The sequence below is a fragment of the Bradyrhizobium sp. Kon56 genome (genome assembly GCF_055807635.1).
In genome coordinates this window covers 1-23834 of the sequence record NZ_JBVVOU010000008.1, presented here as the reverse complement: position 1 = coordinate 23834, position 23834 = coordinate 1, and the positions used below count along the sequence as shown (strand labels likewise).

At 63.9% G+C, this 23834-nt stretch carries 17 protein-coding genes and 1 tRNA gene; 12 read left to right on the top strand and 6 right to left on the bottom strand.

Annotation, left to right across the window (positions count from 1 at the left end):
- Positions 1–4 precede the first annotated feature (4 nt).
- Complete coding sequence (locus tag AC0L3B_RS14870) at positions 5–370, top strand: hypothetical protein (RefSeq protein ID WP_473380635.1); 366 nt, start codon at positions 5–7, stop codon at positions 368–370.
- Positions 371–429: 59 nt separating this feature from the next.
- Here the strand turns inward: AC0L3B_RS14870 and AC0L3B_RS14865 are convergent, their stop codons facing one another.
- The 4 genes from AC0L3B_RS14865 to AC0L3B_RS14850 all read right to left on the bottom strand — a co-directional run bounded on the left by AC0L3B_RS14865 (position 430) and on the right by AC0L3B_RS14850 (position 2902).
- Entirely contained in the window at positions 430–672 is a 243-nt protein-coding gene (locus AC0L3B_RS14865; protein WP_346731035.1) for a hypothetical protein, read from the bottom strand.
- Positions 673–1009: 337 nt separating this feature from the next.
- Positions 1010–1894, bottom strand: a complete 885-nt coding sequence (locus AC0L3B_RS14860; RefSeq protein WP_377830305.1) for a hypothetical protein — start codon at positions 1892–1894, stop codon at positions 1010–1012.
- 296 nt (positions 1895–2190) lie between these two features.
- Positions 2191–2469, bottom strand: a complete 279-nt coding sequence (locus tag AC0L3B_RS14855; RefSeq protein ID WP_473380723.1) for a helix-turn-helix domain-containing protein — start codon at positions 2467–2469, stop codon at positions 2191–2193.
- Between the two features lie 356 nt (positions 2470–2825).
- Positions 2826–2902, bottom strand: a tRNA-Arg gene (locus AC0L3B_RS14850).
- Between the two features lie 402 nt (positions 2903–3304).
- On the opposite strand from AC0L3B_RS14850, the gene AC0L3B_RS14845 reads away from it, so the two are divergent.
- The 6 genes from AC0L3B_RS14845 (at position 3305) to AC0L3B_RS14820 (ending at position 14499) form a co-directional block, all read left to right on the top strand.
- Positions 3305–8509, top strand: coding sequence for an alpha-2-macroglobulin family protein (locus tag AC0L3B_RS14845; RefSeq protein ID WP_473380634.1), 5205 nt, complete (start codon positions 3305–3307; stop codon positions 8507–8509).
- Between the two features lie 95 nt (positions 8510–8604).
- Complete coding sequence (gene pbpC / locus AC0L3B_RS14840) at positions 8605–10713, top strand: penicillin-binding protein 1C (RefSeq protein WP_085385251.1); 2109 nt, start codon at positions 8605–8607, stop codon at positions 10711–10713.
- A 50-nt stretch (positions 10714–10763) separates the two neighbouring features.
- A complete protein-coding gene (locus AC0L3B_RS14835; protein WP_026233442.1) occupies positions 10764–12506 on the top strand; it encodes an ArnT family glycosyltransferase in 1743 nt (580 codons plus the stop codon).
- A gap of 1 nt (position 12507) precedes the next feature.
- Complete coding sequence (locus AC0L3B_RS14830; protein ID WP_473380633.1) at positions 12508–13353, top strand: phosphatase PAP2 family protein; 846 nt, start codon at positions 12508–12510, stop codon at positions 13351–13353.
- Positions 13354–13417: 64 nt separating this feature from the next.
- A complete protein-coding gene (locus tag AC0L3B_RS14825) occupies positions 13418–14164 on the top strand; it encodes a glycosyltransferase family 2 protein (RefSeq protein WP_007610202.1) in 747 nt (248 codons plus the stop codon).
- Positions 14161–14499 (top strand): lipid-A-disaccharide synthase N-terminal domain-containing protein, encoded by a 339-nt coding sequence (locus AC0L3B_RS14820; RefSeq protein WP_007591223.1) that lies wholly within the window; start codon positions 14161–14163, stop codon positions 14497–14499. Before AC0L3B_RS14825 ends, AC0L3B_RS14820 begins: the two co-directional genes overlap by 4 nt.
- A gap of 6 nt (positions 14500–14505) precedes the next feature.
- Here the strand turns inward: AC0L3B_RS14820 and AC0L3B_RS14815 are convergent, their stop codons facing one another.
- Both AC0L3B_RS14815 and metC read right to left on the bottom strand, forming a co-directional pair.
- Complete coding sequence (locus tag AC0L3B_RS14815) at positions 14506–16197, bottom strand: Na/Pi cotransporter family protein (RefSeq protein WP_018457786.1); 1692 nt, start codon at positions 16195–16197, stop codon at positions 14506–14508.
- Between the two features lie 133 nt (positions 16198–16330).
- A complete protein-coding gene (metC, locus tag AC0L3B_RS14810; RefSeq protein ID WP_473380632.1) occupies positions 16331–17515 on the bottom strand; it encodes a cystathionine beta-lyase in 1185 nt (394 codons plus the stop codon).
- Between the two features lie 395 nt (positions 17516–17910).
- Between metC and AC0L3B_RS14805 the strand changes: the two genes are divergently transcribed.
- From AC0L3B_RS14805 to AC0L3B_RS14785, 5 genes are all read left to right on the top strand, one after another.
- Positions 17911–18927 (top strand): amino acid ABC transporter substrate-binding protein, encoded by a 1017-nt coding sequence (locus AC0L3B_RS14805; protein ID WP_018457788.1) that lies wholly within the window; start codon positions 17911–17913, stop codon positions 18925–18927.
- Positions 18928–18952: 25 nt separating this feature from the next.
- The gene (locus AC0L3B_RS14800; protein WP_473380631.1) at positions 18953–20158 is read left to right on the top strand and encodes an amino acid ABC transporter permease; all 1206 of its coding nucleotides are present in this window, start codon (positions 18953–18955) and stop codon (positions 20156–20158) included.
- Complete coding sequence (locus tag AC0L3B_RS14795) at positions 20155–21675, top strand: amino acid ABC transporter permease (protein WP_473380630.1); 1521 nt, start codon at positions 20155–20157, stop codon at positions 21673–21675. The genes AC0L3B_RS14800 and AC0L3B_RS14795 overlap by 4 nt, the downstream gene beginning before the upstream one ends.
- Before the next feature lie 11 nt (positions 21676–21686).
- A complete protein-coding gene (locus AC0L3B_RS14790; protein WP_018457791.1) occupies positions 21687–22424 on the top strand; it encodes an amino acid ABC transporter ATP-binding protein in 738 nt (245 codons plus the stop codon).
- Between the two features lie 100 nt (positions 22425–22524).
- Positions 22525–23834, top strand: a 1310-nt coding sequence (locus AC0L3B_RS14785) for a tetratricopeptide repeat protein (protein WP_473380629.1), incomplete at its 3' end; no start/stop codon positions are given.

Here is a 23834-nt window from a genome sequence, read left to right as displayed (position 1 = left end):
GGCCGTGACAGAGCGACCGAAAGCGTTTCCTTACACGGAATGCACGTGGCATGTTTCAGACGAACAGTCCCGGCAATGGCTTGCGGTGCTTGAAAAGACGGGTGCAGCCAACGTCCGAGCGCGCCTAGCCCAGACCGACGCGGCATCCGCAGGAGCGATCGCGATCGGAACCGCGCCCGTCATGACGATCGGGTTCGCCCAGGAATGGCTGAACTGGAAAGATAATCAAAAATCCGAGGCGGATATCGAACGGCACGAGCGGCAGATCTGGTGGACTCGGACCGCGGCAATCGCCGCATCGGTCGCCGCCTTGAGCGCACTGTTCGGCTGGATTTGGACGATCTTCATCCGGGGGAATAACGGCCTATAGCAAACATGATTATTACGTTGCGCATACATCCGCGAGACGAGAGCGGCGACTGCGCTGTTTCAATCGATCGCCAGGCATTCTTCGAGGGTAGGCTTCGGGTGGCCGCGACGCGTCCATGCCTGAACGGCAAAGGCAAGTTGATGCTGACTCGCCGCAGCGTCCGCGATGGAAGCCTGCGCCGTCGCGATGGGCTTTGTGATCACACCGGAGTTCACGACGCCCGCGTCAACTGCCAGGAACGATATTGCCACAACCGCCACCGCAGATGCGATAGCCATTCTCGTCAAGTCGGATAGTGGCATCGAAGTCCCTATTGGTCGCGCGTCGTCCGGCGGATAGATAGGGCTCGTTTGCCTGAATCAAAGCCCGGAGCGAGGCGGCCCACGCGTTCGTGAAGGACGGATTCTGCAGGTGGGCGCCGTAGATCGGGCTCACGATGAACGGATGAGACCGAAATTGGCGATCCCGGCAGGAATCGAACCTGCAACCCTCAGAGTAGAAAGCCTTTAGCCGTAGTCGGAATTCCGACCGCTCATCAATTACTTAGCAACAGCTCGGGATCTGTTCGGGAATTTTTGCGGGACGTCCGTCGGCAGCTTAATCCGCAAACCGAACGTTTTGAGCGGAAAACGTATTGCATCACGAGCTTCCCCGAGAGCGATAGTTTCGAGGAGGTTCACCTACTCCGGCAGCGTCCAAAGCCGTGATGGCATCCTCGACGCTCCGATCAAACGCCCCCCGGCTCATTGCTCCGCGGAGCTCCCGAAATCGGAGCCCGAGCTTTGCCCGCACATGGTCGGGCACACCTCCCGACTTGATCCACTCCTCGAGGACCCACTCATGGATCATTCCCAAAGGTGTTCGCGGCAGCTCTTGTTGATTGTTCGTCGCCGCGTTTGATGTCATTTGAGCGACCGAGCCAGCTAACCGATGGATCTGAGATTGCATGTCACCGAGCATAGTGAGGATCGCCTTGTCAGCGGGCTCCTCGACACTGTCGAGCTTCACGGTCTTGAAGGGGCCGAAGCTTTGGATGAAAGAAATGCTTTCTGGGTTGTCCGTCGCTGCCGCGTAGGTGCTGCTTACCTTCTTAGCGAGCGCTGCTTTGAAGTTTTCGATGGCTCCGTGGCGAAGATCTCTGGGGTATTGCAAGTGCTCGATCATGCCTGTGTCGAACATGAACGGCGTTTGGTCGTCTTTCACAATGACGACCGGCTTGTCGAATGCGAGGCGCATCCCCAGTTCAAATAGCACGTTGGGATTACGTCCGCTAACATCGCAGACCACGATCGGATCCGAGTAAACGTTCTGAATGATGCGGCGATGGATGATGCCCGTCTCGTCCCCCTCGCTAACCATCCGTACGATGAAGCTGGGGGACCGGAGCGTTTCGACCGCAGAAGAAATAATCTTACGTACGTCGTCCCAATGCGTCGCAGAGCAGTTGTCGAATTCCGCCAACGGCATGATCAAGCCGCAATGCGCTTGGCTCGTTTCGACTGCTACTGGAACAATGGCTTCCATCGTTTAAGCTCCATAAAAAAATGGACGTTAGGCTGCAATCAAAAGCAAATCAACGCACCGCTTGCGGATGCATTGTTTGGAGTCGACATACTGGATCTACGGGGTCCTGCGGATGGACTTCTCGCGATTTCTGGTGTCAGGTAGCCGCGGCCATCCGGCCGCCGGCAGCGGCCGGCTAGTCGTTTAGGGGTTGCCAGTCCTTTAACGTCGTTGCGTTGTTTGGCCCCCACAAGCCCAGCCACACCGACAACACCGCGCTCGCAGCGAGCGCGCTGATTGCGAAGAGATCATATTTTCTAGTCATTGCGGGGTCGACTTTGTAACGCTACGGCGATGTCGTAAGGCAAGCCCGCGGTGATGCCCCGATATATCCAATCGAGTGAAACCCCTGTGGCCGCACACACCTTGATCGCTTGATCTATGGAAATTCGATTTATCCCACGCTCGTAATTGTTCCAAGCCTGGGGCCCGATCCCGACGAAGCGGCACCAATCGGCCTGCTTTAGCTTCTTCGACTCGCGTGCGTCTAAGGCGTTCTGCAAGCGATTGCAGTTCGGAATTTCCTGACACAACACTACCCAATACACGTTTGGTGTACGCAAACAACCAAAGAGGGATTATAGCGCCGGCGCACGTCTAAGGCGTGCGCGGCTAAGTGGTTGTTTATAGCAGGCTTTCCGCCGAGCAACCCTCAGATTGGAAATCTGATGCTCTATCAAACGCGAAAGAATGGGATTGACGAATCATTTCAGCATGGTCCGAGCGGCTCTTACCTCAGCGGCCGGAGCTGACGGAATCGGTTCGGTAATTTTTTCGGGAATCTGGCGCTAAAAAACCGGCTTAGACCGGCTTACATTTTCAATTTTTGAGAGGTGTCGCTTTTTTCGAAATGCAAAATGTGCTTATATTGCAGGGGCTTCTTGAGATATTTTGGCGATCCCGGCAGGAATCGAACCTGCAACCCTCAGAGTAGAAATCTGATGCTCTATCCAGTTGAGCTACGGGACCGTCTTGAGCCGCCCTGGTTGGGGGCCGCTGTTCATCTACCATGCCATTATGAAAAATATCGTCTTTCGCCAAGCCTGAACCGAACCGTTTTCGTCGAAGCCGCGACAAAGCGGAACGGTGGGGTGTCAGGGTGCCGGGTTGAGCGGCAGCAGACTGGACGATGGATCACATCGCCGGGAATGCTGATCAGCTTCCGGGACACGGCCGCCGGACGACTGGTCGGATATTGCTGCGCCATCAGGACGGCGTGCGCGGCGGTAGCTTGATCGGTCTCCTCTGGGCGTGCCTTGTCATGGCGAATGCGACGGTTTGCACCTTTGGTTCCATCGCCTTGAGTCCGTCACCTTTCCGCGCATTTCATGCGACAAGCGGCGTTCGTCCGCGATTTCCGGGAGTCCATCCATGATCGGTCTTGTTCGCGCCGTCACACTCTGCGCCACGCTGGCGTTCGGCCTTAGCGTCGCGCAGGCCGCCGACAAAGCTTTCAAGCGGGACGACCTCGCCGATTCCGCGATCAAGCTGGAGGCGCAGATCAAGGGCGAGGCGGGGCCGGTCGCCAAGACCGGCGCGAGCTTGCGCACCGACGCCGATGCTGCCTTCCGGCGCAACGACTATCGCACCGGCCTGTCGGTGCTCGGCCAGATCGCGGCGACCACGCCGGAGGACGCCGGCAACTGGTTGCGGCTGGCAAAGGTCATCTTCCAGATATCGCCGAAGAGCTCGAGCGAGCAGACGTTCCTGCTGGAGCGCGCCTCGACCGCCGCCTACATCGCCTACCAGCGCGCCGGGAATGCGGGCGAGGAGGCCGACGCGCTCGCGGTGCTCGGCAAGTCTCTTTCCGAACGCAAGCTGTGGCGGCCGGCGCTGGATGCTCTGCGGCTGTCGCTCGACATGCGCGAGGTCGCCGACGTCCGCGGCCAATATGAGAAGATGCGCGACGAGCACGGTTTTCGGCTGCTCGACTACACCGTGGACTCGGACTCCGCCAGTCCGCGCGCCTGCTTCCAGTTCTCGGAGGAGTTGGCAAAACGCACCGATTTCGCGCCGTACCTCGCGCTGGCCGGCCAGGACAAGCCGGCCCTGTCGGCCGAGGCCAAGCAGCTCTGCGTCGACGGGCTGAAGCATGGCGAGCGCTACAACATCAATTTGCGCGCCGGCCTGCCGTCCACCGTGAAGGAAGGCCTTCCGAAATCGGCCGAGTTCAACGTCTATGTGCGCGACCGCAAGCCCTTCGTGCGCTTCACCAGCCGCGCCTATGTGCTGCCGAGGACGGGCCAGCGCGGCATTCCCGTCGTCAGCGTCAACACGCCAGCCGTCAACATCAACGTGTTCCGGATCGGCGACCGCAATTTGATCAACACGGTGGTCGACAGCGATTTCCAGAAGACCCTGTCGAAATACCAGCTCAGCGATCTCGGCGGCGAGCGCGGCGTGAAAGTCTGGACCGGCGAGCTTGCCACCGCGATGACGCTCAACCAGGACGTCACCACGGCATTCCCGGTCGACCAGGCGCTTGGTGAACTCCAGCCCGGCGTCTATGTGATGACGGCCGCGGCCAAGGGGCCGGGCTCGGACGACGACTATCAGCTCGCCACCCAATGGTTCATCGTCTCCGATCTCGGCGTCACGGCCTATTCCGGCAATGACGGCGTCCATGTCTTCGTGAATTCGCTGGCCTCGACCGATCCGGTCGGCAAAGCCGAGGTGCGGCTGGTCGCGCGCAACAACGAGATCCTGGCCACCCGCAAGACCGATGAGAGCGGCCATGTGCTGTTCGAGGCGGGGCTTGCGCGCGGCGAGGGCGGCCTGTCGCCGGCGATGCTCACCGTGACCGGCGAGAAGGCTGACTATGCCTTCCTCAGCCTCAAGTCCTCCGCCTTCGACCTGTCGGACCGCGGCGTTTCGGGCAGGGCCGTGCCTGCGGGCGCCGACGCTTTCGTCTATGCCGAGCGCGGCGTCTACCGCTCCAGCGAGACCGTCTATCTCACCGCGCTGTTGCGCGACGGGCAGGGCAACGCCGTCACCGGCGGGCCGATGACCCTGGTGATCGAGCGTCCTGATGGCGTCGAATTCCGCCGCGCCGTGCTGTCCGACCAGGGCGCGGGCGGGCGCACCTTGTCGGTGCCGCTCAACTCGGCCGTCCCGACCGGGACCTGGCGGGTGCGCGCCTTCACCGATCCGAAGGGCTCTTCGGTCGGCGAGACCACTTTCATGGTCGAGGACTACGTCCCCGATCGGATCGAATTCGACTTGTCTGCCAAGGACAAGCTGATCAAAGCTAACGCTCCAGTGGAGCTTAAGGCGGACGGTCATTTCCTCTATGGCGCGCCGGCCTCGGGGCTAGCGCTCGAAGGCGACATGCTGGTCGCGCCCGCGTCCGAGCGGCCGGGCTTCGCCGGCTACCAGTTCGGCGTCGCCGACGAGGAGACCACCTCGAACGAGCGCACGCCGCTGGAGAACCTGCCGGAAGCCGACGCCAACGGCGTTGCGACCTTCCCGGTCACGCTCGACAAGCAGCCGGCCTCGACGCGGCCGCAGGAGGCGCAGATCTTCGTCCGCATGGTCGAGACCGGCGGCCGCGCCGTCGAGCGCAAGATCGTGCTGCCGGTCGCGCCTGCTGCCGCGATGATCGGCATCAAGCCGCTATTCGGCGACAAGAACGTCGCCGAGGGCGACAAGGCCGAGTTCGATGTTGTGTTCGTCTCGCCCGAGGGTGAGAGGCTTCGCCGCGACGGCCTGCGCTACGAGCTCCTGAAGATGGAGTCGCGCTACCAATGGTATCGCCAGAGCAATTACTGGGAGTACGAGCCGGTCAAATCGACCTCGCGCGTCTCCGACGGCGACGTGACAGTTGCCGCGGACAAGCCGTCGCGGATTTCGCTGACCCCACAGCCCGGCCGCTACCGGTTGGACGTGAAGTCGAACGACGCCGACGGGCCCGTGACCTCGGTACAGTTCGACGTCGGCTGGTATTCCGACGGCAGCGCCGACACGCCGGACCTCCTGGAGACCTCGATCGACAAGCCGCAATACGCCTCGGGCGACACGATGACCGTGTCGGTCAACGTCCGCAGCGCCGGCAAACTGACGGTCAACGTGCTCGGCGATCGCCTGCTGACGACGCAGACCATCGACGTCAAGGAAGGCACCGCCCAGGTGAAGCTCCCGGTCGGCAAGGACTGGGGCACCGGCGCCTATGTTGTGGCAACGCTGCGCCGTCCGCTCGATGCGGCCGCGCAACGCATGCCGGGCCGGGCGATCGGACTCAAATGGTTCGGTATCGACAAGCAGACCCGTACATTGCAGGTGAAGCTGACGCCGCCGGCTCTGATCCGGCCGAATGGGCTGCTGAAGATCCCCGTCAAGCTCGACGGGCTCAATCCGGGCGAGGACGCCAAGATCGTGATCGCCGCGGTCGACGTCGGCATCCTCAACCTCACTAATTACAAGCCGCCGGCGCCAGACGACTATTATCTCGGCCAGCGCCGCCTGAGCGCGGAGATCCGCGATCTCTATGGGCAACTCATCGACGGCATGTCGGGCACGCGCGGGCAGATCAAGTCCGGCGGCGACGCCGGTGCCGCCGAGCTCCAGGGCTCGCCGCCCGCGCAAAAGCCGCTCGCGCTCTATTCGGGCATCGTCACCGTTGCCGCCGACGGCACGGCCGAAGTGAGCTTCGACGTTCCGGAGTTCGCCGGCACCGCGCGCGTGATGGCGGTGGCGTGGACCGCGACCAAGCTCGGTCGCGCCAACACGGACGTGGTGATCCGCGACCCTGTCGTGCTGACCACGACCTTGCCGCGCTTCCTGCTCAACGGCGACCACGGCACGGTCAATCTCGAGATCGACAATGTCGAGGGGCAGGCCGGCGATTACGTCATCAACGTGAAGACCGGCGGGCCAGTGAGAATGACCGGCAATCCCGCGACCACGGTCAAGCTTGCCGCCAAGCAGCGGAATTCGTTCACGCTCGCCATCGACGCGACGGCGGCGGGGCAGGCGACACTCGACGTCGACATCAAGGGGCCGAATGGCCTGGCGCTGGCGCGCCATTATGCGCTCGACGTCAAGGCGGCGACGCAAGTGCTGGCGCGGCGCTCGATCCGGACGCTGGCGAAGGGTGAGAGCCTGACGTTGACCTCGGATATGTTCGCCGATCTCGTGCCGGGCACCGGTAGCGTCTCGGTCTCGGCCAGCCTGTCCACTGCGCTCGATGCGGCGACGATCCTCAAAGCACTTGACCGCTATCCCTATGGCTGCTCGGAGCAGATCACCAGCCGCGCCATGCCGTTGCTCTATGTCAACGAGCTCGCGGCCGGTGCGCACCTGGCCATGGACACCAAGGTCGACCAGCGCATCCGCGACGCCATCGAGCGGCTGCTGGCCCGCCAGGGCTCGAACGGCTCGTTCGGGCTGTGGTCGGCAGGCGGTGACGATTCCTGGCTGGACGCGTATGTGACGGACTTCCTGACTCGCGCCCGCGAAAAGGGCTTTGTGGTGCCGGATGTGCTGTTCAAGACCGCGCTCGACCGCATCCGCAACTCGGTCGTCAACGGCAACGAGCCGGAGAAGGACGGCGGCCGCGATCTCGCCTACGGCCTCTATGTGCTGGCGCGCAACGGCGCGGCGCCGATCGGCGACCTCCGCTATCTCGCCGACACCAAGCTGAGCAACCTCGCCACTCCCATCGCGAAATCGCAGCTCGCCGCGGCGCTCGCGCTGGTCGGTGACCGCAACCGCGCGGAGCGGGTCTATGGCGCAGCCCTCGACAGTCTCGCCCCAAAGCCGGTGCTGGAGTTCGGCCGCACCGACTACGGCTCGCAGCTCCGCGATGCCGCAGCGCTGGTGTCGCTTGCCAGTGAAGGCAACGCGCCGAAGGCAACGCTGACGCAGGCGGTGTCGCGGGTCGAGACTGCGCGCGGGCTGACGCCCTACACCTCCACGCAGGAAAATGCGTGGCTGGTGCTGGCGGCGCGCGCGCTCGCCAAGGAGAACCTGTCGATGGAGGTGGACGGCCAGCCGGTCAAGACCGCGCTGTACCGCAGCTACAAGGCCGCCACTCTGGAAGGCAAGCCGCTGAAGATCACCAACACCGGAGACGCGCCGGTGCAGGCGGTGGTCTCGGTGTCGGGGTCGCCGGTGACGCCTGAGCCCGCGGCATCGAACGGCTTCAAGATCGAGCGCAGTTTCTTCACGCTCGACGGCAAGCCCGCCGATATCAGCAAGGTCAAGCAGAACGACCGCTTCGCCGTGGTGCTGAAGATCACCGAGGCCAAGCCCGAATACGGCCACATCATGGTGTCCGACTATCTGCCGGCCGGCCTGGAAATCGACAATCCAAAACTGGTGTCGTCGGGCGACAGCGGCACGCTGGGCTGGATCGAGGATGGCGAAGAGCCCGAAGATACCGAGTTCCGCGACGATCGTTTCACGGCTGCCGTCGATCGGGCCTCGGATTCCAAGGCGGTCTTCACGGTGGCCTACGTCGTGCGTGTGGTCTCACCCGGCAAATACGTGCTGCCGCAGGCCTATGTCGAGGACATGTACAATCCCTCGCGCTACGGCCGTACCGGGACCGGCACGGTCGAGGTGCGGGCGGCGAAGTGAGTGGTGATGGGATGAGCGACAAGGAGCCACATGCTCCGCCGTCATGCCCGGGCTTGTCCCGGGCATCCACGGACTTTGGTGCGAGAGGCAAGAACGTGGATGGCCGGGACAAGCCTGGCCATGACGGAGCAAGGGGCAGGGGCCCGCGTGTCCTCTCCGCGCTGGCATTCTCGCTCATCCTCACCATCGTCGGCGTCGTCGCGTGGGTTTACTCCCTCGGTCCGCTGCCTTTCGACGACGCCCGCCAGGTTTCCACCACCATCGTCGATCGGAATGGCAAGCTGCTGCGCGCCTATGCGATGGCGGATGGACGCTGGCGACTGCCGGTCGAGACAAAAACGAACGTCGATCCGACCTATCTGAAGCTGCTGCTCGCCTACGAGGACCAGCGCTTTTACGCACATGACGGCATCGACCCGGTGGCGCTGGGGCGCGCTGCGTTTCAGCTTGCGACGCGCGGCCACATCGTCTCGGGCGGCTCGACCATCTCGATGCAGCTCGCGCGGCTGATGGAGCCTCGGCGGCAGCGCTCGCTCCATGCAAAGCTGCGGCAGATCGTGCGTGCGATCGAGATCGAGCGCAGCTTGAGCAAGGAGCAGATCCTCGACCTCTATCTGGCGCTCGCGCCTTACGGCGGCAATCTCGAGGGCATTCGCGCTGCCTCGATCGCCTATCTCGGCAAGGAGCCGAAGCGGTTGTCGCTGGCTGAAGCCGCGTTGCTGGTCGCGCTGCCTCAATCGCCGGAGACCCGCAGGCTCGATCGCTATCCCGATGCGGCGCGCAAAGCACGTGACCGCGTGCTCGACCGCATGGTCGAGGAGCAACAGATCAGCCTCGACGATGCGAAGCAGGCGAAAGCCGTTCCTGTGCCGAAACTGCGCAAGCCGATGCCGATCCTGGCGCCGCACGCCTCCGATGCGGCGCTTGCGACGGTCAAGGACGCGCCAGTCATCAAGCTGACGCTCGATGCCACCCTCCAGAAGGTGCTGGAGCCGCTAGCGCGCGATCGTGCCATTGCGTTGGGGCCGAACATCTCGGTCGGCATCATCGTCGTCGACAATGAGAGCGGCGACGTGCTCGCGCGCGTCGGCTCGGCCGATTATTTCGACGAGCGCCGGGCAGGGCAGGTCGACATGACCCGCGCCATCCGCTCGCCGGGCTCGACGCTGAAACCCTTCATCTACGGGCTGGCCTTCGAGGACGGTTTTGTTCATCCGGACAGTCTGATCGACGATCGGCCCGTGCGCTTCGGCTCCTACGCGCCGGAAAATTTCGACATGACGTTTCAGGGCACGGTGCCGGTGAAGAAGGCGCTGCAGCTGTCGTTAAACGTGCCCGCGATCGTGCTGCTCGACCGCGTCGGCGCGAGCCGGCTGGCCTCGCGGCTGCGTCAGGCCGGTGGCAATCTGGTTCTGCCCAAAGACGAGGCGCCGGGACTTGCCATGGGCCTTGGCGGCGTCGGCGTGACGCTGCAGGACCTCGCCCAGCTCTATGCGGGCTTCGCCCGGCTCGGCACCACCAAGCCGCTGCGCGAGATCATGAGCGACGGGGACGAGCGCGAGCCGCTGCGGCTGCTCGATCAGGTCGCGGCCTGGCAAGTGGGCAATGTGCTGCTCGGTACCCCGCCGCCGGCGAACGCGGCTCATAACCGCATCGCTTTCAAGACCGGCACCTCCTACGGCTACCGCGATGCCTGGTCGATGGGCTTCGACGGGCGCATGACCATCGGGGTCTGGGTTGGCCGGCCCGACGGCGCGCCGGTTCCGGGCCTGACCGGTCGGGTTGCCGCCGCGCCGATCCTGTTCGACGCCTTCGCCCGCACCGGCAAGACGCTCCTGCCGTTGCCGAAGCCGCCGAAAGGAACTCTCGTGGCCAGCAACGCCAAGCTGCCATTGCCCTTGAGGCGGTTCCGCCCGGTCGGGGATCTGGTGCGGACCGGGGGCGAGCAGGCCCTGCACATCCAGTTTCCGCTGAACGGCTCGCGGATCGACGTCGATCGCTCAGGTGGCGAGGGGGGCGCAGCCATGCCGGTCAAAGTCGCCGGCGGCGTCCTGCCCATGACCGTCATGGTTAACGGAACGGCGCAGGGTGAGATCGACGGACGTCGTCAGCGGCTGATCGATCCGCCCGGTCCCGGCTTTGCGCGGCTGACCGTCATCGACGCCACGGGCGCCGCGGACACAGTTGTCATTCGAATTCAATGACCCTGCCTCAAGCGGTTGTGGCGATGGCGGTTTCAGCGTAAGCGGAACCGATGGCCGAGACCTACCCAACACCCCGTTTTGGAGCTCCCCGCGAGCCGAAATCCCCGGTGAATCCGGGCAGCCGGCTCGTGTCCATGTTCGACATCGCCACGGCCAGCCACGTCCGCGCGGTCGCCTTCCTGCTGCTGTGCGCGCTGCTGCTATTCCTGCCGGGCTTCTTTACGATTCCGCCGGTTGATCGCGACGAGGCGCGCTTTGCGCAGGCCACCAAGCAGATGGTCGAGAGCGGCGATTATGTCGACATCCGCTTCCAGGAAGACGTCCGCTACAAGAAGCCCGTCGGCATCTACTGGCTGCAATCGGCCGCGGTCGAGACGGCATCGGCGCTCGGTCTGCCGCGGGCCGAATTGCGCATCTGGGTCTATCGGCTTCCCTCGCTGATCGGCGCGATAGGCGCCGTGCTCATGACCTATTGGACGGCGCTCGGCTTCGTCACGCGGCGCGCCGCGGTGCTTGCGGCTCTTCTGATGTGCGCCTCCGTGCTGCTCGGCGTCGAGGCGCGGCTTGCGAAGACCGACGCCATGCTGCTGTTCTGCGTGGTCGCCGCGATGGGCGCGATGGCACGGGCGTATCTGTCGTGGCAGCGCGCCGAGGACGAGACGCATCCGCCCTGGAGCTGGCCTGCGATCTTCTGGACGGCTCTCGCTGTCGGCATCCTGATCAAGGGCCCGCTGATCCTGATGTTCGCAGGCCTGACCATCATCGCGCTCGCGATCCAGGACCGCGATGCCTCCTGGCTGTGGAAGCTGCGCCCGCTCTGGGGCCTGATGTGGATGCTGGTGCTGGTGCTGCCCTGGTTCGTCGCGATCTTCTGGCGCGCGGGCGATGCCTTCTTCGCCGATTCCGTCGGCGGCGACATGTTGAGCAAGTTGGGCGCGCAGGAATCCCACGGCGCGCCGCCCGGACTGTATCTGGTGCTGTTCTGGATCACGTTCTGGCCCGGCGCGCCGCTCGCGGCGATGGCCGCGCCCGCGGTCTGGCGCGCGCGGCGCGAGCCCGGCGCGCAATTCCTGCTGGCCTGGCTGGTCCCGTCCTGGATCGTGTTCGAGGTGGTGCTGACCAAGCTGCCCCATTACGTGCTGCCGCTGTATCCTGCGATCGCGATCCTCACCGCGGGCGCGCTCGAGCGGCGGGTGCTGTCGTGGTCCTGGCTGATGCGCGGCTCGGCATGGTGGTTCGCAATCCCCGTGGGCGGCTCGATCATCGCGGTCGTCGGCGCGGTGATGCTGACGCGGCAGCCTGCTTTCGTGGCATGGCCGTTCATCGCGGCCTCGCTGATCTTCGGCCTGTTCGCCTGGTGGCTTCACGACAACAATCACGCCGAGCGCTCGCTGCTCAACGCGCTGGTCGCAGCCCTGATGCTCGCGCTAACGGTCTACGGCATCGTGCTGCCGTCGCTGACGCCGCTGTTTCCGAGCATCGAGATCGCACGCGCGCTTCGCAACGTCACCTGCGTGGGCCCGAAGGCAGCCGCGGCCGGCTATCACGAGCCGAGCCTGGTCTTCCTGACGGGTACGCAGACGCTGCTCACCGACGGTTCGGGTGCGGCGGATTTCCTGCGGCAGGGGAGCTGCCGTTTCGCGCTGATCGAGCAGCGTTCGGAGCGCGGCTTCGTGCAGCGCGCCGAGGCGATCGGGCTGCGCTACAAGGTTGGCACCCGCATCGACGGCTACAATTTCTCGCAAGGGCGCGCGATCTCGATCTCGATCTTCCGCTCGGAAGGCACCGAGTAGGATGTCGGCACCAACCGACATCTCGCCGCGCGCGAGCTATCCCGCACAATTGCTCACGCTCTCGGGGCGCGCCCTGGCACAGCTCGTGCGCACGCCCTCGCATTCGCGCCGCGCCGAGGCCGCGCGAAAGCTGGCGCGGCATTCGCTTTGGCTGAGTGCTGCAGGTGCAGCCCTGGTCATCGCGGTGATGGTCGTGTTCGACCTGACCGAGATCCAGCTGATGCCGGCACGTGGCGCGCCCGGACTGTGGCCGATCCGCATCCTTACCGATTTCGGCAAGGACGAGTATGTGCTCTCGGTGCTCGGGGGCCTGCTGGTGGTCCTGGCGCTGGTTGCGGCGGGATTGCACGGCACCAGCCGCGCGCTTCTGCTCGGCCTCGGCACGCGGCTGCAGTTCATGTTTTTGTCTGTTGCCGTGCCCGTATTCGTCGCCGAGATCCTGAAATATCTTATCGGTCGAGGACGTCCGTTCGTCGGCGGCAAAGCCAATCCGTTCAACTTCGTGCCGTTCGAGGGGACCGGGGCCTATGCCAGCCTGCCGTCGGGTCATGCGGTGACGGCGTTCGCGCTGGCGTTCGCGGTCTCGGCGCTGTGGCCGCGCCTGCGCGTGTTCATGTTCACTTACGCGATCGTGATCCTGCTAACGCGATTGGTGCTGCTTGCGCACCACCCGAGTGACGTGGTGGCCGGCGCCCTGGTCGGCTTGGTCGGCGCCTTGGCGGTGCGCTACTGGTTCGCGGCCCGCAGGCTCGGCTTTGCCATCCGTGCCGACGGCACCATTGTGCCTCTTGCAGGGGCGGTCTCGGGCCGCCTCAAAAGGGTTGCCCACGGGGCATCCGCCCCATAAAAGCGGCTGCCTGCCGGGACCGCCGGTTCCTTAAGGCAAGCCAATTCCAACCACGAGCTTCGATTTGTCGTCCCAGCCTTCGGTTTTCCAGCCCTCGGTTTCCATCGTCGTTCCCGTGCGCAACGAAGCCGACAACATCGTGCCGCTGATCGAGGAGATCGGCGCGGCGCTCGACGGCCGCTGGGCCTATGAGATCATCTACGTCAACGACGGTTCGACCGACGCGACCGGCGAACGGCTTGGCGCCGTCATGAAGCAGCGGGACAATCTGCGCCAGCTGCGCCACGCCAAATCAGGCGGCCAATCCGCGGCCGTGCGCAGCGGCGTACGTGCGGCACGCGGCGCGATCGTGGCGACGCTCGACGGCGACGGCCAGAACAATCCGGCCTTCCTGCCGGACTTGATTTCGGCTGTCGAGAACGGAAGCAAGGTCGGACTTGCGGCTGGACAACGCGTCGGCCGCAAGGATACCGGCTTCAAGAAATTCCAGTCACGTGTCGCCAACGGCGTCCGCAACGCGATCCTGAAGGACGGTACGCGCGACACCGGCTGCGGCCTGAAGGCGTTCCGGCGCGAGGTGTTCCTGATGATGCCCTATTTCGACGGGCTGCACCGCTTCCTGCCGGCGCTGGTGCGCCGCGAGGGTTACGAGATCGCCTATGTCGACGTGATCGACCGTCCGCGCCGCTCCGGCGTGTCAAACTACGGTTTCTTCGACCGGCTGTGGATCGGGATCATGGATCTCGTGGGCGTCTGGTGGCTGATCCGCCGCAAGAAGCCGACGCCGGATGTGACTGAGGTGACGGCATGATCATCCAATACGGTCAGGCGCTGAGCAATTATTTCTACGATGTCTTCGTGGCCAAGTTCGACTTCTGGCTCGCGTTCGGCCTCGTCGCGCAGCTGTTCTTCACGGCACGCTTCCTGGTGCAGTGGATCGCGAGCGAGCGCGCCGGCAACAGCGTGGTGCCGATGGCGTTCTGGTTCTGCTCGATGGGCGGCGGGCTGATGACGCTGGTCTATGGCGTCGTCAAGCGCGAGCCTGTCATCATCCTCGGCCAGGCGCTCGCGACCATCATCTATATCCGTAACATCATGTTGATTGTGAAGAACCGCGGCCGCGCGTCAAAGACGCTGGAGCGCTGATCCAGGCTAGCGCGGCAACGCGGACGCCGCGCCCGGCGCGGGCAGGGCGGCGGTCTCCGCTTCGTGCCTGCGATGGGGCTCCCCGGCCGCGTCGAGCACGGGATAGGCGACCGAGCAGATATGCGAGTGGATGCGGCGCAGGTCCCGCAGCACGTCGAGATGCAGCGACGTGGTTTCGATTGTCTCGGGGCGGCCCTCGCGCAGGCGGTCGAGGTGGCGCTCGACGGCGGCAAGCTCGGTATTGCGCAGCGCAGTCTTCTCCACCAGCAGCTTGCGCGCCTCGTTGGCGTCGCCCGACATGAAGACGCCGAAGGCGATGCGCAGCGAATCCATCGTGCGCTTGTGGAAGGCGGCGAGCTCCTCGGCGCCCTCGGGCGAGAACTGGAAGCGACGCTTGATCTTCTTGGTCGCGAGCTCGCTCAGGCTCTTGTCGATGATATCGCCGATATGTTCCAGATTGATGGCGAAGGAGATGATCTCCATCGCGCGCCGGCCCTCGCTCTCGTCGAGGCTGCCGCGCATGAGTTTAGTCACGTAGAGCTTGATGGCTTCGTCGAGGCCGTCGACGATGTTGTCCATCTTCGAGACCTGGTCGACCAGCGCACGGTCGCCGCTCATCATCGCCGCCATCACCTTGCGCAGCATGATCTCGACGAGATCGCCCATGCGCAGGGTTTCGCGGCCGGCATCGGCCAGCGCCAGCGACGGCGACTCCAGCGCGGTTTCGTCGAGATAGCGCGGCCGGGCCGGATCGGCCTCCTGAACACGATCGGGCAGGAGCCGGGTCAACAGGCGCGACACGGTATCGAGCAGGCCGATGAAGATGATGGCCGTGCCGACGTTGAAGGCGATATGAAACGCCGCCGTCATCCTGGCGAGATCGGGCTGCCAGGCGTGCATGTGCTCGGCGATCGGGCCCAGGAAGGGCAGGACCAAGGCGATCCCGATCACGCGGTTGACGAGATTGCCCACCGGCAGGCGATAACTGGCGGGATCGTCACGCTTGGCGCCTTCGAATACGGGATTGATGGCGCTGCCGAGATTGGCGCCAAGCACCAGTGCGAGCGCCGCGTAAGGCGAGATGAACTGCGAATAGGCGAGCGACATGATCAGCAGCACGCTGGCGACGCTCGAATGCACCGCCCAGGTGACGAGCGCCGCGATCACGATGCACAGAACGGGATCGCCCGTGATGGAGGACATCACGATGCGGACGCCCGGCGCGTTCTCGGCCGGCGCCAGCGTGTCGAGCAGGATGTGCAGCGACAGCAGCATCAGCCCGAGGCCGATCAAGACACGGCCAACGTCCTTGATCCGTGAGCGTGGACCCACGCGGAAGGCGACCAGTCCGAGCACGAACAGGACCGGCGCGACGGCGGCGATGTTGAACGACAGCACCTGCACGATCAACGTCGTGCCGACATTGGCGCCGAGCATGATGGCGAGCGCGGTGACCAGGCTGAGCAAGCCCTCGGCTGCGAACGAACTCGTGAGCAGCGCGGTCGCGGTGCTGCTCTGGAGCAGGGCAGTAAGGCCGAGACCGGCGGCGAACGCGTTGAAGCGGTTACCAAGCGCCTTGCCGAGGAGCCGTCGCAAGTCCGGGCCAAAGGCGCGCAGAATCCCGCTGTGGACCATGTGCAGGCCCCACAGCAACAGCGCCACGCCGCCCATCAGATCGAGCAGTACCAACGTTCCCATGCTCCGTGTCCGGATTGGAGTCGATTGGTGAGGCTAGCGCCAAATGCTTGAGGTTCAAACCATTTGTTGGCGCGTCGGCGTTAACGTTTGCGGCTTCTGCACGTTCCCACGGCGTGATGCCTTGTGAGCAGGCTCACATTGCTGCCTTGAGGGCAGCGAAGCCGCGATCGAGGTCGGCCTTGAGGTCGTCGACGCTTTCGAGCCCGATATGCAGACGCAGCGTCGGGCCGCCCGGCGACCATGTCGTGGCGGTGCGATAGGCGTCGCAATCGAAGGGAATCGCCAAGCTCTCGAAGCCGCCCCAGGAAAAGCCCATGCCGAACAGTTTGAGCGTATCGAGCATGGTGTCGACCGCCTTCTGCGGCGCCGGCTTCAAGACGATGCTGAACAGGCCCGAAGCGCCGGTGAAGTCGCGCTTCCAGATCGCATGACCCGGATCGGTCTCGAGCCCCGGATGCAGCACGCGCGCGACCTCGGGACGGCTCGCAAGCCAGCGCGCCATGTCGAGCCCGGAGCGATGATGCTGCGCCAGCCGCACCGACAGCGTACGCAGGCCGCGCAGTGCCAGGAAGACGTCATCGGGACCGGCACAGACGCCGAGCAGGCGGATGCCTTCGGCGATCTGCGGCCATGCCCTGGCATTGGCCGAGATGGTGCCGAACATGATGTCGGAATGACCGCCGATATATTTGGTGGCGGCCTGCATGCTGATGTCGACGCCCTGTTCGAGCGAGCGGTGATAGAGCGGCGTCGCCCAGGTGTTGTCGTCGATGACGATCGCGCCGCGGGCATGCGCGACCTCGGCGATGGCGCGGATGTCTGCCATCTCGAACGACTGCGAGCCTGGCGCCTCGACCAGCACAGCGCTTGTGTTGGGCCTGAACAGCTTGTCGATGCCGGCGCCGATCATCGGATCGAAATAGGTGGTCTCGACGCCGTAGCGGGTGAGCATGCCGTTGCAGAAATTGCGCGAGGGCCGATAGACGTTATCGCAGACCAGGATGTGGTCGCCGGCCTTCAGCACCGAGAGCAGGGTGGTCGAGATCGCCGACAAACCCGACGGCACGATGCCGACGCCGGCGCATTGCGGCCCCTCTAGCGTCATCAGCGTCTCCTGGAACGCCTTGGTGGTGGGGGAACCATGGCGGCCATAGGTGAACTCGCCGCGATGGGCGTGCAGGTCCTCGGCGGTCGGATAGAGCACGGTCGAGCCGTGGAACACCGGAGGATTGACAAACCCCTTCTGCGCCTTGGTGTCGCGGCCGGAGGTGACCAGCCGGGTCTCGGCGTGCTGTTCGGAGGGGGGTGAGGAATCCATGCGTCTGCTTTCAAAAGCGCGTTTCCACCAGGCACGCTGCGCCCGCGGGCTGGCCGAAAGGCCGCTGTCGTTAATAACAGAACACAGAAGAGTCCCGTCAACCCCTTGACCCGGCAGGCCAGTCGTTCTGTTATCGCAGGTGCTATTCAGTCGCCGCATGTTGAGGGGCCTGCCGCGACCTTCGATCCATCGCCTGACCGGACCAAGCGCCACAGCCGTAACGGCGGGCGCCTGTCGGCGGGGATTAAGGCAGGGCCTCCCGGGATCGGCGGGTGATCGGCAAGGATTTCCAGCATGACTCTTGCAGGGCTGGTCTTGAGACGGCTAGCCCTGGCAGAGGCGATCGCAAAGACAACGTTCCTGACCTTGAGACGACTTTGAAAGGCCCAAAGCCCATGAAACGCGTAACCCTGGCTCTCTCTCTCGCTCTCGCCGCCGGCCTGACTGCCCAAGCCGCCGATGCGCAAACGCTCAAGACCGTCAAGGACCGCGGCATGCTGTCCTGCGGTGTCAGCCAGGGCCTGCCCGGCTTCTCCTCGCCGGACGACAAGGGCAACTGGACCGGGCTTGATGTCGACGTCTGCCGCGCGATCGCCGGGGCGATCTTCAACGATCCGACCAAGGTCAAATACGTGCCGCTCTCCGCCAAGGACCGTTTCACGGCGCTGCAATCCGGCGAAGTCGACGTGCTGTCGCGCAACACCACCTGGACCATCTCGCGCGACACCTCGCTCGGCGCCAACTTCACCGGCGTGACCTATTATGACGGGCAGGGCTTCATGGTGAAGAAGTCGCTCAAGGTGAACTCGGCGCTCGAGCTCAACAGCGCGTCGGTCTGCGTCCAGACCGGCACCACGACCGAGCAGAATCTCGCCGACTACTTCAAGGCCAACAACATGAAGTACGAGGTGATCGCGTTCGGCACCAACGACGAAACGGTCAAGGCCTACGAGGCCGGGCGCTGCGACGTCTTCACCACCGACCAGTCGGGCCTGTACGCCAACCGCCTGAAGCTTGCCAATCCCGGCGATCACATGGTGCTCCCGGAAATCATCTCGAAGGAGCCGCTCGGTCCGATGGTGCGCCACGGCGACGACCAATGGTTCGACATCGTGAAATGGACGCTGTTTGCCATGATCACCGCCGAAGAGCTCGGCGTGACCGCGAAAAACGTCGACGAAAAGGCGAAAGGGGAAAATCCTGAACTGAAGCGCGTTCTGGGTACCGATGGCAATTTCGGTGAACAGCTCGGCATAAGCAAGGATTGGGTGGTGCGCATCGTGAAGGCCGTCGGCAATTACGGCGAAGTGTTCGACCGCAATGTCGGCGCAGGCTCGCCGCTCGGTATCAATCGGGGTCTCAACAATCTCTGGAACAAGGGCGGTCTCCAATACGCCCCGCCGATCCGCTGATCCGGCCTGACCCGCGCTCGCGGCGATGAGCATCGAGGCTCGCAAACCCCCGCCCCAGATCGCGCTGAAGATCAGGCGGGTGCTGGGGGGCAAGACAGGCTGGAACGGCATCGCCGTCCAGTTTGCCTTCGCTGCGATCCTGGGCTGGATTGCCTATGAAATCGTCTCCAACGCCCGCGCCAACCTCGAGAACCAGCATATTGCCGCCGGCTTCGGCTTCCTCGCGAACAACGCCGGTTTCGACGTCAATCAGACGCTGATCTCGTATACCGGCTCGGACACGTTCCTGCGCGTATTCCTGGTCGGGCTCCTCAACACGCTCGTGGTCTCGGTGGTGGGCGTTGTGTTCGCCACCTTGATCGGCTTCATCGTCGCGCTGTGCCGGCTGTCGCCCAACTGGCTGCTCGCGCGCATTGGCGAAATCTATGTCGAGATCATCCGCAACTTGCCGCTGCTATTCCAGATCCTGTTCTGGTACCTGGCGGTGCTCGCGGCCTTGCCCAATCCACGACAGAGCATTTCGCTGCTCGGCATAGCTTTCGTCAGCAATCGCGGTCTCGTCATTCCCCGCCCGATCGGCGAGAGCGGCTTCGAGGCCTTTCTTGTGGTGCTGGCGCTCGGCATTGTGGCTTCGGTGGCGTTGCGCATCCGTGCGCGCCGGGCGCTGTTCCAGCGGGGTCAGGTGATCCGGATCTGGCCCTATGTGCTGGGCCTGCTGTTCGGACTGCCGCTCGTCACCATGCTGGTAGCGGGTCTGCCCTTCAGCTTCGAGCTGCCGCAGCTCAAAGGTTTCAATTTCGCCGGTGGCTCGCGGATCATCCCGGAGTTCGTGGCGCTCACGTTGGCCTTGTCGACCTATACGGCCGCCTTCATTGCCGAGATCGTGCGCGCGGGCATCCTCTCCGTCCACAGCGGACAGATGGAGGCGGGATCGTCGCTGGGCCTGAGCCGCGGCACCACGCTCCGCCTGATCGTCGTGCCGCAGGCGATGCGCGTCATCGTTCCGCCGCTGACCAACCAGTACCTCAATCTCACCAAGAATTCGTCGCTGGCCGTCGCGATCGGCTATCCCGACCTCGTCTCCGTGTTCGCCGGCACGTCGCTGAGCCAGACCGGGCAGGCCATCGAGATCATCGCCATGACGATGGGCGTGTATCTCCTGATCTCGCTGATCACCAGCGCCGTCATGAGCGTCTACGGTTGGCGCGTCAGCCGGAGTCTCGGCGCATGAGCGATATCACCTCGTCCAGTTTCGTTCGCCGGGATCTTCTGGATGAGCGTCCCGCGCCGGTGAAGACCACGGGCTTCGTCGGCCTGGTGCGGACGCGCCTGTTCAACTCGCCGACCAACATCCTGCTCACGATCGTCGGCGCCTTGCTGCTCTGGTTCACCATCATTCCTTCCGTCAAATTCCTGATGGTCGATGCAGTCTGGACCGGCAAGGATCGCACGGCCTGCCTCGCCGAGAACGCCGGCTTTACGGTCGGCGCCTGCTGGCCCTACATCCAGGCCAAGCTGCCGCAACTGATCTACGGCTTCTACCCCGAAGCCGAACGCTGGCGGGTCAACCTCACGCTCGTGTTGTCAGTAGTCCTGTTGGTGCCGTTGCTCATTCCGCGACTGCCGTCGAAAGGATTGAACGCTGGCCTGTTCTTCCTTGCGTTTCCGGTGGTCGCATTCTTTCTGCTGCATGGCGGCGGCATCAAGGGATTTGGCCTGAGCTGGACCGCTGACCTGCTGCAATTGTTCGACCACAGCATCATCGGCGCTGGGCAGGCTCTGCTCGGTCTCGGCAAGACCTCCTCTGCCGCACCGCTGTTGTGGGTCGTCGGCAATGTCATCGTGCTCGTGGGTACCGCGATCTACTGGCTGATCTTTCCGCTGACCTGGCTGCGTGACCAGTTGCAGGGGACAGGCCAGTCGGTCTGGGCCGATTTCGCCATCACTGCCGCGATCGTCTCACTGATCGCCTTCGTTCTCGGCGGCGGCCTCCGCACCGGGGGGCGGGCCCTCACATCCAGCATCGTCACCTTCGCCGCCATCGCAATCGTGATCAAGCTGATGGGGCTCGATCACGGCGGACTGCCGATCGTGCAGACGAACCTGTGGGGCGGACTTCTGGTGACGCTGGTGGTCTCCGTCACCGGCATCGTCACCTCGCTGCCGATCGGCATTGCGCTGGCGCTTGGCCGCCGCTCGACCATTCCGTTGATCCGGATCTTCTCGATCGCCTTCATCGAGTTCTGGCGCGGCGTGCCGCTGATCACCGTGCTGTTCTTTGCCACCTACATGCTGCCGCTGTTTCTGCCGGGCAACTTCACGGTCGATGGTCTCGTGCGTGCGCTGATTGGAATCTCTCTGTTCACGGGCGCCTATCAGGCCGAGAACGTCCGCGGCGGGCTGGCTGCGATCCCGCGCGGGCAGGGCGAGGCGGCCGCGGCATTGGGGCTGTCCTGGTGGAAGACGACCTCGCTGATCGTGCTGCCGCAGGCGCTACGCCACGTCATTCCGAACCTCGTCAACAGCTTCATCTCGCTGTTCAAGGACACTTCGCTGGTCTCGATCGTGGCGCTGTTCGATCTCCTCGGCTCGCTGCGGGCGTCGTTCTCGGATCCGAAATGGTCGTCGCCATCGACCGCTTTCACAGGGTTCGCCTTCGCCGGGATCATCTACTTCATCTTCTGCTTTGGAATGTCACGCTACTCGCTCTTCGTTGAGCACCGCCTCAACGCTCACCGCCGCAACTGATCGAGGTCACCATGTCCGACCCCATCGTCAAGATTTCCGGCCTGAACAAATGGTACGGCGAGTTTCACGTGCTGCGCGACATCGACCTTACGGTCGAGAAGGGCGAGCGCATCGTGATCTGCGGCCCCTCCGGCTCGGGCAAGTCGACGCTGATCCGCTGTATCAACGCGCTCGAGGAGTTTCAGGAAGGCGAGATCGTCGTTGACGGCATCGAGCTCGGGCCGAACCTCAAGCACGTCGATGCGGTGCGGCGCGAAGTCGGCATGGTGTTCCAGAGCTTCAACCTGTTTCCGCACCTGTCCGTGCTGGACAATTGCACGCTGGCGCCGATCTGGGTGCGCAACATCCCCAAGAAGGACGCCGAGGCTGCGGCGATGAAGTTTCTGGAGCGGGTCAAGATCCCGCACCAGGCCAACAAGTTTCCGGGACAGATGTCTGGCGGTCAGCAGCAGCGCGTCGCGATCGCCCGCGCGCTGACGATGAACCCGAAGGTGATGCTGTTCGACGAGCCGACCTCGGCGCTCGACCCCGAAATGGTCAAGGAGGTGCTGGACACCATGGTCGACCTTGCCGAGGAGGGCATGACCATGCTGGTGGTCACCCACGAGATGGGCTTTGCCCGCGAGGTCGCCAACCGCGTGGTGTTCATGGACGCGGGCCAGATCATCGAAGCCAACACGCCCAACGAGTTCTTCGCGGCCCCACAGCACGCCCGAACAAAACTGTTCCTGAGCCAGATCCTGCGCTGAGCACCTGCAATCCGGTGGCGTCGCGGGTCTAACCGGCCCGCCAGCTTGGCACCATGCGAATCGGCCAAGCTCTTTTCGGGCCATCCTCCGGAGAGAGACTTTGCAGAGCAGCGCCGGCGCGCGCGCATTCCAGAACGCGCGATTGCAAAAGAAATTGAAGAAGCAGGCGGACGCACTCATGTCCGCCGCGGTTCAGGCACTCGGCCAGGGCAGATACGCGGAGGTCGAGACACTCTGCCGCCGGATTTTGACGGAGGTTCCGGATCATTTCGACGCCGCGCACTTGCTCGGTCTGCGCGCGTATGATGGCGGGCGGCTCGATGAGGCGCAACAACTGCTCGAGCGCGCGACCGTGCTCGATCCGCGTTCGCCCGATGCCCATGGTAATCTCGGGGCGGTGTATTTCACCCTCCAGAAGTTTCAGGAGGCTCGCGCATGCCAGGAGAAGGCCGTTGCGCTGAAGCCGAATTCTCCGATCGCCTTGACCAATCTCGGCAATACGCTGCTGCACATGGGCCTCGCCGAGCAGGCTATCGAGCTGCACGATCGCGCTATCAGGCTGAAGCCGGACTATGCCGATGCATTTTGCAATCGGGGCATGGCGGAGCTGATCGAAGGCCAGTCCCAGCGCGCCAAGGAGAGTTTCGATCGCGCCCTCGCGTTTCAACCGCGTCACGCGGAAGCGATCGCAGGCAGGGGCATGGTATGCATCGAGCTCCGGCACTACGAAGAGGCGGCCGCGGCGATCGCGGCAGGGCTCGCGATCAAGCCGGATTCGCCGAAGATTCTGGCGCAGCGCGGACGGCTCAATCTCGATCTGTTGCGGCTGGAGCAGGCGCTCGCGGACTTTGATGCGGCGCTGGCGCTTTCGCCGAGGCTCGAAGTGGCCTTGCAGGGAAAGGCGCAAGTCAACCTTGTCAAGGGCAACACGGCCGAGGCGATTGCGGCCGTCGAGACCTTGCTGGAGGAAAATCCGCGGTCCGACATCGGAATTGCGCTCCTTGCTTCCTGCTATGCGAGCCAGAGAGACATCGCGACGGCGCTCGAACATCTCGACGCCGGGCTGGCAATGGCGCCTGATTATGCGGACTTGATCGGGCGCAAGATATTCTTCCTGGACTATCTCCCGGAGGCCGATTTTTCGGTTCAGCAGGCTGCGCGAAAACAATGGTGGGACGCGATCGGCGCCAAATTGGCGCAAAGGGCGTTGGCGCCCCGCACGCTTGATCCGGACAAGCGGATTTTGATCGGATATGTCGCTTCCGAATTCAGGAACCACTCGGCAGCGTTCGCTCTGTTGCCGGTGCTGCGCCATCATGATCACGCCAGGTTCGAGATCGTCTGCTATTCGTGCTCGCCGGTAAGAGATGAGATGACCGCCGCATTTAGGTCCTCGGCGGATGTCTGGGT

Coding starts and splice junctions, on each gene's coding strand:
- AC0L3B_RS14865 (WP_346731035.1), bottom strand. CDS start 672: ATGCCACTATCCGACTTGACGAGAATGGCTATCGCATCTGCGGTGGCG.
- AC0L3B_RS14860 (WP_377830305.1), bottom strand. CDS start 1,894: ATGGAAGCCATTGTTCCAGTAGCAGTCGAAACGAGCCAAGCGCATTGC.
- AC0L3B_RS14845 (WP_473380634.1), top strand. CDS start 3,305: ATGATCGGTCTTGTTCGCGCCGTCACACTCTGCGCCACGCTGGCGTTC.
- AC0L3B_RS14835 (WP_026233442.1), top strand. CDS start 10,764: ATGGCCGAGACCTACCCAACACCCCGTTTTGGAGCTCCCCGCGAGCCG.
- AC0L3B_RS14830 (WP_473380633.1), top strand. CDS start 12,508: ATGTCGGCACCAACCGACATCTCGCCGCGCGCGAGCTATCCCGCACAA.
- AC0L3B_RS14820 (WP_007591223.1), top strand. CDS start 14,161: ATGATCATCCAATACGGTCAGGCGCTGAGCAATTATTTCTACGATGTC.
- AC0L3B_RS14815 (WP_018457786.1), bottom strand. CDS start 16,197: ATGGGAACGTTGGTACTGCTCGATCTGATGGGCGGCGTGGCGCTGTTG.
- metC (WP_473380632.1), bottom strand. CDS start 17,515: ATGGATTCCTCACCCCCCTCCGAACAGCACGCCGAGACCCGGCTGGTC.
- AC0L3B_RS14805 (WP_018457788.1), top strand. CDS start 17,911: ATGAAACGCGTAACCCTGGCTCTCTCTCTCGCTCTCGCCGCCGGCCTG.
- AC0L3B_RS14800 (WP_473380631.1), top strand. CDS start 18,953: ATGAGCATCGAGGCTCGCAAACCCCCGCCCCAGATCGCGCTGAAGATC.
- AC0L3B_RS14795 (WP_473380630.1), top strand. CDS start 20,155: ATGAGCGATATCACCTCGTCCAGTTTCGTTCGCCGGGATCTTCTGGAT.
- AC0L3B_RS14790 (WP_018457791.1), top strand. CDS start 21,687: ATGTCCGACCCCATCGTCAAGATTTCCGGCCTGAACAAATGGTACGGC.